Consider the following 11,869-nt stretch of genomic DNA (forward strand, 5'->3'; position numbering starts at 1 on the left):
CGATGATCTGGATCAAGGAGCTCGCGCGGGCCACCCCTTGATCGAAACCAGATACAGGCCCTAGTGCCCCCCCCCCGCAGATCGCATGTGTCCGAACCGCGTCAGGAATTTGCCGCCTTCACAGGTGCCTCGCGTTCCCCCCACACCCGTGATCGCCTAGTGTCACCCCCAACAGCGAGCCCTTGTTCTGGAGCGCAACGCCCAGGGGCTCGCTTCGAATGTGGGGACCCATGCGAAAGCTCGCCATAGGCGCCGCCGTGTCCGGCGCCCTGGCTCTCACCGGTCTGGCCGCGCCCGCCGCGCTGGCCGACTCGCCGGACCTGGCCTTCGGTGCCGTCACTGTGAACAACGACAAGTCGATCGTGGTCGGCACCAACGCGACGGTGACCGTGCCGGTCACCTACAGCTTCACCCGCCCGTCGGACCTCGTCATCGACTACAAGAACAACTTCCTGGGCGTCATCCTGTACCGCGGCTCGCTCGCCGACCCCGCGAACGCCCTGGAGAGCTCCTCGAACGCGCCGACCTGCACCACCACCGCGACGACGGAGACCACGGTCACCGAGTCGTGCAGGACGACACTCACCGTCGACCCGCGCGAGCAGCTCCACAGCGCCGCGGACGCCACCGCCTGGAAGGCCGCCGCCGTCTACGTCCGCTCGTACATGGACATGGACGACTCCGACGGCCACATCAGCTTCGAGACCGGCGTCGACGCCTGGGTCAACCTCGGCACGGCCAAGCTCCAGCGCAAGGCCGGGCTCGGCACCAACGCGACGCCGGAGCCGGTCGTCAAGGGCAAGACCCTGACCGTCAAGGGCAAGCTCACCCGCGCCGACTGGGCCAAGGGCACCTTCACCGGTTACAAGGACCAGAAGGTCATCCTCCAGTTCAAGGCCAAGGGCGCCGCCTCCTACACCGACGTCAAGACGATCACCTCCGGCACGGGCGGGGCCCTGTCCACCACCGTGAAGGCGACGAAGGACGGCTCGTACCGCTACAAGTTCGCCGGTACGTCCACGACCGCAGCGAAGACGTCGGCCGCGGACTACGTCGACGTCAAGTAGCCGACGTGAGGTAGCCACCCCTCCTCCAGTACCCGCCGCTCAGGCGGGCAACGACTCCGTTGCCCGCCTGAGCGGTTTTACTTGCCTTGCACACACAACCCTGTTGGTCTAGTCCTATTCCCATGAAGCTCACTGTGGTCGGCGGAGGCTCGACCTACACTTCCGAACTCGTGGACGGGTTCGCCCGGCTCCGGGACACCCTGCCCATCGAGGAGCTGGTGCTAGTCGATCCGGCCGCCGAGCGGCTGGAGCTGGTCGGCGGTCTGGCCCGGCGTATCTTCGCCCGTCAGGGGCACCCCGGGCGGATCGTGACGACGGCCGACCTGGACGCGGGCGTGGCGGACGCCGACGCCGTACTGCTGCAACTCCGGGTCGGCGGCCAGGCGGCCAGGGAGCGGGACGAGACCTGGCCGCTGGAGTGCGGCTGCGTCGGGCAGGAGACGACGGGCGCGGGCGGCCTGGCGAAGGCGCTGCGCACGGTCCCGGTCGTCCTGGACATCGCCGAACGGGTCCGCCGTACGAACCCCGACGCCTGGATCATCGACTTCACCAACCCGGTGGGGATCGTGACCCGCGCCCTGCTCAAGGCCGGTCACAAGGCGATCGGACTGTGCAACGTGGCGATCGGACTGCAACGGAAGTTCGCCAACCTGCTCGGCGTGACCCCGGCCGAGGTGCACCTGGACCATGTGGGCCTCAACCACCTCACCTGGGAGACCGGAGTCCGCCTCGGCGGGCCCGCGGGCGAAAACGTCCTCGCGAAGCTGCTGACCGACCACAGCGGGACGATCGCCGCCGACCTGCGGCTGCCCCGCCCCCTCCTTGACTGCCTGGGCGTGGTCCCCTCCTACTACCTGCGCTACTTCTACGCCCACGACGAGGTCGTACGGGAGCTGCGCACCAAGCCGTCGCGGGCCGCCGAAGTGGCCAGTATGGAACGCGAGTTGCTTCAGATGTACGCCGACCCGGCGCTCGACGAGAAGCCCGCGCTGCTCGCGAAGCGCGGCGGCGCGTACTACTCGGAGGCCGCCGTCGACCTGGCCGCTTCGCTCCTGGGCAGCGGCGGCAGCACGTACCAGGTGGTGAACACGTACAACCACGGCACGCTGCCCTTCCTCCCCGCCGACGCGGTGATCGAGGTGCAGGCGTCCGTGAGCGGCCTGGGCGCCGCCCCGCTGCCGGTGCCGTCCGTGGACCCGCTGTACGCCGGCCTCATGGCGAACGTGACCGCGTACGAGGACCTCGCGCTCGACGCGGCGCTGCGCGGCGGCCGGGACCGCGTGTTCCGGGCGCTGCTGGCCCACCCCCTGATCGGCCAGTACGAGTACGCCGACGCCCTCACCGACAAGCTGATCGCGCACAACCGGGAGCACCTCGCGTGGGCGTGAACGTTGGTGTGAGCGCGGGCGTGACCGAAAGTGTCCTCGCGATCGACGCGGGCAACAGCAAGACCGACGTGGCGGTGATCGCGGCCGACGGGGAGGTGCTGGGCACGGCGCGCGGGGGCGGGTTCCGGCCGCCGACGGTGGGGGTACCGGCGGCCGTGGACGCCTTGGCGGAGGTGGTGCGGGAGGCGTTCGCCTCGGCGGGTGTCACGTCCGTCGACCATGTGTCGGCCTGTCTCGCCAACGCCGACTTCCCCGTCGAGGAGGAACGGCTGGCCGCCGCGCTGCACACGCGCGCGTGGGGCGCTTCGGTCGAGGTCCGCAACGACACGTTCGCGATCCTGCGGGCGGGCGTGGCCGAGCCACGCGGGGTGGCCGTGGTGTGCGGCGCCGGCATCAACTGCGTAGGCATGCGCCCCGACGGCCGCACCACGCGCTTCCCCGCGCTGGGGCGCATCTCCGGTGACTGGGGCGGTGGTTGGGGCTTGGCCGAGGAAGCACTGTGGCACGCGGCCCGAGCGGAGGACGGCCGGGGCGGCCCGACCGCCCTGGCCCGGACCCTGCCCGCACACTTCGGCCTGAACTCCATGTACACCCTCATCGAAGCCCTCCACCTGGAGCACATCCCACCCACCCGCCGCCACGAACTGACCCCGGTGCTCTTCGCCACGGCGGCCACCGGCGACCCCCTGGCCCGCTCCCTGATCGACCGCCTGGCCGAGGAGGTCGTCACCATGGCCACAGTGGCCCTCACCCGCCTGGACCTGTTGGAGGAGGAAGCCCCCGTCCTCCTGGGCGGCAGCGTCCTGGCGGCCCGCCACCCCCACCTCGACACCCGAGTACGCGCCCTACTGGCCACCACCGCCCCAAAAGCCACCCCCAAGGTGGTCACAGCACCCCCCGTCCTGGGCGCAGCCCTACTGGCCCTGGACCAGGTGGGCGCAGAAAGAGAGGCCCACGCGCGCGTACGCACACATTTCGAAGCCGCCGAGCTGTAAAGGGGCGCGGGGCTGTGTCGATTTGCGGCTCCGCCGCGTGGGCGCGAGCAACCACTGACAACCCGCACCCGCGAACAAACCCGAACCCCCCGAGCCAGAAGGCGCAGTGGGGTCGAGGGGGCAGCCGCCCCTGGGGATGGGAACGGGTAGGGGCGGCGGGGGCGAAAAACCCCACATCACCCCCACACCCCCTCCCCCGAACACATACGAATCCCCAGGGAACCGAACCCGATCGAACCGCGTATTCATGGGCAGGGGGCGGTGCGGGAAGCCTTGTGCTGCGCCGGAATTCGACACACGCACCGCGCAACGACACGATCGGGGCACAAGATCGAGTCAAGGCCTGTGCGGATGTCAGTCCCGGCGGCGATACTTGCGGCCGTGCACCTCTACCCGCACACCCCGAACGAGACGGTGCGGCACGGGCGGAGGTGACCGAGAAATGACCATGGGGGAGGTCAAGTGACATACACGCCGAAGGGCAACGCGGCACCACCGGCACCGCCCGCCGGCCCGCACCCGAGCGCGGCCCCGGGCGCGTCGGCCCCGGGCACGGCGGCCCCGCCCGTGCCACCGCAGGGCACGTACGCATCCCGGCCCCCCGGACCGCCGCCCCCGGACCCCGACGGCGCCCCACCCCGCCGCACGGCGTTCGCGGAGGGCCTGGACCAACTGAAGGCCGCCGCGGTCACCGAGCCCGGCCGCCTACGCATCATCGGCGCCGTCCTCGCCTTCCTCGTCGTCGCGTTCGGCTCCGTCACCGCCTGGCAGATGAACGACCGTTCGAGCGCCGCCGACGACGTACTCCACAGCAGTCAGCCCCTCAGCTCCGCCGCGGCCGACATCTACCGCTCCCTCGCCGACGCCAACACGGCGGCCTCCAGCGGCTTCCTCGCCGGCGGCCAGGAAACGAAGGCATCGCGCGAAAGATACGAACGGGAGATCGCGGATGCCGCCGACAAGCTGGCCGCCGCGGCCGCGGCCTCCGAGAGCGGCTCCGAATCCGAGAAACTCGTCGCCGAACTGAACGAACTGCTGCCGGAGTACAAGGGCCTGGTCGAGCGGGCCCGCGCCAACAACCGCCTGGGCTACCCGCTGGGCGGCGCGTATCTGCGCTACGCGAACTCCAAGATGCAGGACGACATGCTCCCGAAGGCGCAGAAGATCTACGACAACGAGAACAAGCGCCTCCGCGACGACTACGCCGACGCCACGTCGTACCCGTGGGCCGCGATCGGCCTCGGCGTCGTCGCCCTCGGCGGCCTGGCCTGGGCCCAGCGCCGCAACTACCGGCGTACGAACCGGGTGTTGAACCACGGCCTGGTCGCGGCGACAGCCGCCTCCACGGTCGTCCTGCTGTGGCTGACCGTCGGCCACACCGTCGCCCGCTCGGGGCTGAACGACTCGTACGACAACGGCGTACGGTCCCTGACCGTGCTGAACGACGCGAGCATCGCCTCCCTCAAGGCCCGCGGCAACGAGAACCTGACGCTGATCAGCCGGGGCGCCGAGACCGCGACGATCAAGGTCGACGGCAAGGACACGACCGTGGACAAGTTCGACCACGAGTTCACGGGCGACATGAGAGAGCTCAATTCGGCGCTGGCCGATGCCCAGAAGATCGCCGACGACGCCAGCGGTGAGAAGCCCGTGCAGGCCGCCACCGCCAGCATGGAGGTCTGGCTGGAGCGGCACGAGAGCGCCCGCGAGGCCGACGACGAGGGCGACTTCCAGTGCGCCCTCGACCAGGTGATCGGCGCCAAGGACGGCAAGGTGTCCACCAACTGCCCGCAGGGCGACAAGCCGACGGGCGAGTGCTTCGACCAGGTCGACCAGAATCTGGACAACGCGCGCGGGCACGAGGAGGAGGAGTTCCGGCTGGCCGCCGAGGGCGGCCGGAACGCGATGCTCGGACTCCCGGTGGGCGCCGCCGTCCTGGCCGTGCTGGGCGCGGCGGGCTCGGTGCTCGGCATCGGGCGCAGGCTCTCGGAGTACCGATGAGGACGACCGGAGGAGACACGGTGGAAGGAGGAGGAACGATGAGTGCGGTACGACGTCTGAAGGCAGGCCTCAGGGGCTGGGGCGGCGTGGGCGCGATGGCCGTCCTCTGCGCCCTGACCGTGGTCTTCGCTCTGGTACTGCCGCTGAGCGGGACACGCGGCGACGGCTCCACGGGCACCGGCGGCCCGGGCGTCACCCGGGGCACACAGGTGCGGGCGGACGAGTGCGACACCATGAAAGATCCGGAGAACCAGAGCCTCAGGCCCTCCTCCGACGATTCCGGCGCCACGATCGCGAGGATCAAGGAGAACGACTTCATCACGGTCGGCGTCGACCAGAACAGCTACCGCTGGGGCTACCGCGACCCGAACAACACGGAGACGGGCGCGGAGTTGGAGGGTTTCGACATCGACCTGGCGCACCGCATAGCCGAGGAGGTCCTCGGCGACCGCGACAAGGTGCGTTTCAAGGCGATTCCCACGAACCAGCGCATCCCCGCGATCGAAAAGGGGCAGGTCGACATGGTGGTCCGCACCATGACGATCAGCTGCAAGCGGATGCAGGAAGTCGCCTTCTCCCAGCCCTACTTCAAGACCGGTCAGCAGGTACTGGTCCCCAATTCCTCGACGATCAAGGGCTACGACGAATCGCTGGCGGGCATGAAGGTCTGCGCGGCCACCGGTTCCACCGCTCTGTCCGCCCTTGAGGCGGACCAGAAACCGGGCAGGCCGGCCGCCGACGCCGAGATCATCAAGGTGCCCAACCAGCTCGACTGCCTGGTAAGGCTCCAACTCGGCGAGGCCGACGCCGTGATCACCGACGGCGCGCTCGCCGCGAGCCAGGCGGCGCAGGACCCGACGGTCGAGTTGAAGGGCGCGCCCTTCACCACCGAGTACTACGGCGTGGCGATGAATCTGAAGGCCGAGGATCTGGTACGCCGGGTCAATCAGGTGCTGGTGGACTACCTGAAGGACGGCTGGCAGGACTCGTACACCAACTGGCTGTCCGCGACCCTCGGCCCGGATTCGGCCAACTCCCGCCCGCCGGCGGGCCAGCAGTACCGGGACTGAAGTACCGGGACTGAAGTACAGGGCCTGAAGTACAGGGACCGACCAGGCACAGAACGACCACGCACAGACCGACAGACCGACCCCGACAGCAGCGAGAGGTGATCGATGGGCGTCGCGGGATCCACCGGGCCGGTGATGGACCGGGACGAGGTGGACCGTGCGCTTGCGCGGCTCGGCGCGGAGCACGAGGCCATCGAGACCTCGCTCCTCGCCCTGCAGGACCACGCGGGCCGCAGACTCCTCGAAGGCGCCGCGCTGACCGGCGTCACCCAAGAGCGCTGGGCCTCCGCGGAGGCGTCGATCACGCTGCTGTGGGCGTACTTCGACGCGTACACGGACGCGCTGCACAGCGCCCGGGAGATCCGTTCGCGCCGCCGCTGGTCCAGCCGTGAGGACCTGGTGGAGCTGACCGAGCTGCTGCGCGGCGAGGCCGTCACGGTCGCCGGCTCCGCCACAGCCATGGCGAACGCGCCGACGCTGCAGGGCGCGAGCCGCCTCAGCGAGCAGTTCTCGCTGTCCACACTGGTGGACCGGATGAACGACCTGTACGCGTCCTCGCTGGACATGGTCGTGGCCGCCGACGCGGTGTGGTCCGCGCTGCCCGCCCGGATCGATCTACTGGCCGCCGAGCTCCAGCGCACGCGCCAGCTCGCGCACTCCGTCGGCGTACGCCCCGGCGAGCACCCGGCGGGCGACGACCTGGAGCGGATCACCCGCACCCTGACCAGACTCCGCGAGCAGGTCGTCTCCGACCCCCTGGCCTTCTGGACGCCCACACAGGGCAGTTCGGCGCCCGGCGGCGGCCGCCCGGACACCTCGGCGTACGACCGTGAGGCGCGTGCCCTGGAGGACGTACGCCGGGAGATCGAGGCCGTGTTGACGGTCCGGCAGGACGCGGAGGCGCGGCTGGTGAAGCTGCGGGACGTACTCAGCCGCGCGGACCGTACGCTCGCGGAGGCGCGCAGTGCCCGCGGCGAGGTGCTGGCGAAGATCGCCGCGACCGAGGTGCCCGTGGTCTCCGGTCCGCCGACGGTGTTGCAGGAGCAGTTGGCGATGGCCGCCGAGTACCGCAGACACGCGCAGTGGCACCGGCTGTCCCCGCTTCTTGAGTCCCTGGAGCAGAAGGCGGACGACGAACTGCTGCGCGCCCGCGAGTCGTTGACGGCGGTCACCGCCCCCCTGGCGGTCCGCGCCGAGCTGCGCGGCCGCCTCGACGCCTACAAGGCGAAGGTCGCGCGGCACGGCTTCGCGGAGGACTCGCTGCTCATCGAGCGGTACGACGCGGCGCGCCGCATGCTGTGGAGCGCCCCCTGCGACCTGCGCGTCGCCGAGCAGGCCGTGCTGCGCTACCAGCAGGCGGCGGCCGAAATGCTGGGCCAGTCCGTGCCGGCCCCGCGTGAGCCCCAGGACCGGAGAGGGGAGGAATCGTGAGTCAGACAGGCGAAGGCCGGGCAGGGGAACAGACGAGCGAGCAGGGTCAGCAGCAATCCTGTCAGCGACCCGGTTGCGAGGGCTCGTACGAGGACGTGGGCGGCGGCGAGCTGTACTGCGACACCTGCGGTCTGGCACCGGTCGTCTCGCCCGACGGCATGGTCGCCTCCCCGCCCACCGGCATCACCGGCGGCGGCAAGGGCTCGCGCGGCTCCGGTTCCAGCAGCTCGCGCTCCTCGCGGGCGTCCGCGCGCTCCTCGCAGTCCCGGCGCTCGGTCTCCGGCCGCCTCTCGCGCGCCCTGTCGGGCAAGTCGACGGGCCGCTCGGTGTCGGTCCGCAGCTCCGGCAAGACCGCGGCCTCCTCCGGCCGGGCCCGGCTCGGCGTCGGTCTGGTCCAGGTGCCGGACGTGCCGCGCCCGGACCCGCGTTCGATGGTCCTGGAGACCGCCGAGGTGCCCGAGCGGAAGCGGTTCTGCTCGCGCTCCGACTGCGGGGCGCCGGTCGGGCGGGCGCGCGGCGACCGGCCGGGGCGCACGGAGGGCTTCTGCACCAAGTGCGGCCACCCGTACTCGTTCGTGCCGAAGCTGCACTCGGGCGACATCGTGCGCGGGCAGTACGAGGTCGTGGGCTGCCTCGCGCACGGCGGTCTGGGCTGGATCTACCTCGCCATAGACCGGGCCGTGTCCGACCGCTGGGTGGTGCTGAAGGGCCTTCTCGACACCGGTGACCAGGACGCGATGGCCGCCGCGATCTCCGAGCGCCGCTTCCTCGCCGAGATCGAGCACAACAACATCGTCCGTATCTACAACTTCGTCGAGCACCTCGACCAGCGCACCGGCTCGCTGGACGGGTACATCGTCATGGAGTACGTCGGCGGCAAGTCCCTCAAGGAGATCGCCAACGGCCGCCGTACACCGGACGGGCGCCGCGATCCGCTGCCGGTCGAGCAGGCGTGCGCGTACGGCATCGAGGCGCTCGAAGCGCTCGGCCACCTCCACAGCCGCAACCTGCTGTACTGCGACTTCAAGGTCGACAACGCGATCCAGACCGAGGACCAGCTCAAGCTGATCGACATGGGCGCGGTGCGCAGGATGGACGACGACGAGTCGGCCATCTACGGCACGGTCGGCTACCAGGCGCCCGAAGTCGCGGACGCGGGCCCGTCGGTGGCGTCCGACCTGTACACGGTCGCCCGTACCCTCGCGGTCCTGACCTTCGACTTCCAGGGCTACACGAGCGTCTTCGTCGACTCCCTGCCCGACCCCGACAACATCGAGGTCTTCCGCCAGTACGAGTCCTTCTACCGCCTGCTGGTACGTGCCACCGACCCCGACCCGGCCCGCCGGTTCGCCTCCGCGCAGGAGATGTCGGAGCAGCTGACGGGTGTCCTGCGGGAGGTCGTCTCCCTCCAGACGGGCCGGGCCCGCCCCTCCCTTTCGACGATCTTCGGCCCTGAACTGAAGGTCACGGACACGGAGTTGTTCGGCGAGCCGGCCGGGGATGTGTCCCGGCTGGGAATGCGCCGCGAGAAGACGAAATCCAAGAACGGTGCTCCTCCTTCCGGTACGCCCGCCCTGTTGACCGGCAGCGCGGCCCTGCCCTCCCCCGCGCGACTCACCAAGCAGCTCGACACCGCCGCCGCGGCGCTCGCGTTGCCCGTCCCGCGCGTGGACCCGGGGGACCCGAACGCCGGGTTCCTGGCAGGTCTCATCGCCTCCGCGCCCGCCGAACTGATCACCGCGCTGCACGCGGCGCCCACCGGCTCGCTGGAGCTGCGGCTGCGGGAGCTGCGGGCCCGCCTGGAGATGGGCGAGTTCCCCATCGCGCAGAGCACCCTGGACGCCCTGGACCGGGACCACCCCGACGACTGGCGGGTCGTCTGGTACCGGGGCGTGACCGCGCTCGCGACCGGCGACCACGAGAACGCCGCGCTGTCCTTCGACGCGATCTACGACGCCTTCCCGGGCGAGCCGGCCCCCAAGCTGGCCCTCGGTCTGTGCGCCGAGGTCCTCGGGCAGTTGGACAACGCCGCCGAGTACTACCGCCTGGTGTGGACGACCGACCCCAGCTTCGTCAGCGCCGCGTTCGGGCTCGCCCGGGTGCGGCTGACCGCCGGGGACCGGCAGAACGCCGTACACACCCTGGAGTCCGTACCGGAGGCGTCCATCCACTACACCGCCGCCCGGGTCGCCGCCGTACGGGCGCGGTTGAGACACCGTACGGAGGCCACGCTCGCGTCCGCAGCCGCGCCGGACACGCCGTTCCTGGACGATCTGACCGCCGCCGCGGGCCAGGTCGAGGCGCTCGGCGGGTACGGTCTGGACGCGGTGCGCCGTGAGCAGTTGTCCACAGAGGTCCTTGGCTGCGCCCTGGACTGGGTACTCTCCGGAGGCCAGGGCGCCGCGCCCCCGGCCGGCGGTGGGCGGACGCTGCTCGGCAGCGCGCTGGACGAGCGCGGCCTCCGCCTCGGACTGGAGCGCGCGTACCGCACGCTGGCCCGGCTCGCGCAAGGCGGCGAGGAGAGGATCGACCTGGTGGAACGTGCCAACCGTTACCGCCCCCGGACGTGGGTGTAGTTGATGTCGCAGATGCCCCAGCCGACCGCGCTGACGAAGTGCCCGATCTGCGAGTGGCCGCTCGCCTCGGACGACCGCTTCTGTGGCGCGTGCGGCCATGATCTCTCGGCGGTGCCCGCGCCGCCGGCGGACCACCCGACCCTCACCATGAACGGGACAGCGGGTGACACGCCCGACGAGGCGGCGTCCGTGGCCTGGCCCGTCGCGCCCCCGTCGGCCGGTGCGGGCCCGTCCGCGCCGGTCGTCCTGCCCACCGACCTCCAGGGCACCGAGTCGGGCGGCGGTGAACTGCCCGGCCCCGGGCGGGGCGTACGGTTCGACCGGCCCCGCGAGCCCGACGAGTACCCGCTGGCGGCGCCCCTGCCGCCGGACCCACGCACCGCCGAACCGGCCACCCCGCCGGCCGGCATGAAGCTGTGCGTGGCCTGCCGCGCGGGGTATGTCGACCGGGACGGCTACTGCGAGAACTGCGGGCACGCCCAGCCGCGTGAACGCGACCACGTGGAGCAGGAGTTGGGCGCGGTCGCCGCGGTCAGCGACCGGGGGCTGCGCCATCACCGCAACGAGGACGCGTTCGCCGTCTCCTCGACCGCGCTGCCCGACGGCTCCCCCTCGGTCGTCGCGATCGTCTGCGACGGTGTGTCGTCCGCGACCCGGCCCGACGACGCCTCGCTCGCCGCCGCCCGGGCGGCCAACGAGACGCTGCTCGATTCCCTGCCGCGCGGCACGCACCCGCAGCAGGCGATGCACGACGCGATCGTCGCCGCCTCGGCCGCCGTCAACGCCCTCGCGGAGGAACCGGAGACGGGCCAGGAGCACGCCCCGCACCAGAACGCGCCGGCGTGCACCATCGTCGGCTCCGTCGTCACCCCCAGCCTGCTCGTCGTCGGCTGGGTCGGCGACAGCCGCGCCTACTGGGTCCCCGTGGACCGCAGCGCTCCCCCGGCCCGGCTCACCGAGGACGACTCGTGGGCGGCACAGATGGTGTCCGCGGGACTGATGAGCGAGGCCGAGGCGTACGCCGACGAACGCGCCCACGCGATCACCGGCTGGCTCGGTGCGGACGCGTACGAACTGGAGCCGCACACCGCTTCCTTCAAACCGGACCGGCCGGGTGTAGTGGTGGTGTGCACCGACGGACTGTGGAACTACGCGGAGGCCGCCGAGGAGATGGCCGAGGCCGTGCCCCTCGACGCGGCCGAGCGCCCACTGCACTGCGCCCAGGTTCTGGTCGGCCACGCGCTCGACGGCGGTGGCCACGACAACGTAACAGTGGCCGTCCTGCCGTTCCCCGCCCCGCCTCAGGGGGCAGGATCGGCCTGAGGGCGCTTTCGGGTGCCC

Annotated in this window: 8 protein-coding genes; all 8 read left to right on the forward strand. The window is 71.2% G+C overall.

The annotated features are described in order from the left end of the window. The first annotated feature begins 230 nt into the window (after positions 1-230). Complete coding sequence (locus tag F3T56_RS38630) at positions 231-1,067, forward strand: hypothetical protein (protein WP_149830146.1); 837 nt, start codon at positions 231-233, stop codon at positions 1,065-1,067. Positions 1,068-1,189: 122 nt separating this feature from the next. Continuing rightward, positions 1,190-2,455 carry a 6-phospho-beta-glucosidase gene (locus tag F3T56_RS38635; protein ID WP_149830147.1) on the forward strand — a complete coding sequence of 422 codons (1,266 nt, stop codon included), beginning with the start codon at positions 1,190-1,192 and terminating at the stop codon, positions 2,453-2,455. Between the two features lie 20 nt (positions 2,456-2,475). Next, positions 2,476-3,450, forward strand: coding sequence for an N-acetylglucosamine kinase (locus F3T56_RS38640; RefSeq protein WP_246204295.1), 975 nt, complete (start codon positions 2,476-2,478; stop codon positions 3,448-3,450). A gap of 462 nt (positions 3,451-3,912) precedes the next feature. Beyond that, positions 3,913-5,451: a hypothetical protein gene (locus tag F3T56_RS38645; protein ID WP_172639344.1), complete on the forward strand. Its 1,539-nt coding sequence runs from the start codon at positions 3,913-3,915 to the stop codon at positions 5,449-5,451. Between the two features lie 38 nt (positions 5,452-5,489). After that, a complete protein-coding gene (locus F3T56_RS38650; protein WP_149830148.1) occupies positions 5,490-6,521 on the forward strand; it encodes a glutamate ABC transporter substrate-binding protein in 1,032 nt (343 codons plus the stop codon). 105 nt (positions 6,522-6,626) lie between these two features. Further along, positions 6,627-7,952 (forward strand): hypothetical protein, encoded by a 1,326-nt coding sequence (locus F3T56_RS38655; RefSeq protein ID WP_149830149.1) that lies wholly within the window; start codon positions 6,627-6,629, stop codon positions 7,950-7,952. Further along, complete coding sequence (locus F3T56_RS38660) at positions 7,949-10,528, forward strand: serine/threonine-protein kinase (protein WP_149830150.1); 2,580 nt, start codon at positions 7,949-7,951, stop codon at positions 10,526-10,528. Before F3T56_RS38655 ends, F3T56_RS38660 begins: the two co-directional genes overlap by 4 nt. Further along, a complete protein-coding gene (locus F3T56_RS38665) occupies positions 10,529-11,851 on the forward strand; it encodes a PP2C family protein-serine/threonine phosphatase (RefSeq protein ID WP_172639346.1) in 1,323 nt (440 codons plus the stop codon). It begins immediately after the preceding gene. Positions 11,852-11,869 lie beyond the last annotated feature (18 nt).

Origin of the sequence: Streptomyces tailanensis (assembly GCF_008386495.1) — a bacterium.
Taxonomy (GTDB): Bacteria; Actinomycetota; Actinomycetes; order Streptomycetales; family Streptomycetaceae; genus Streptomyces; species Streptomyces tailanensis.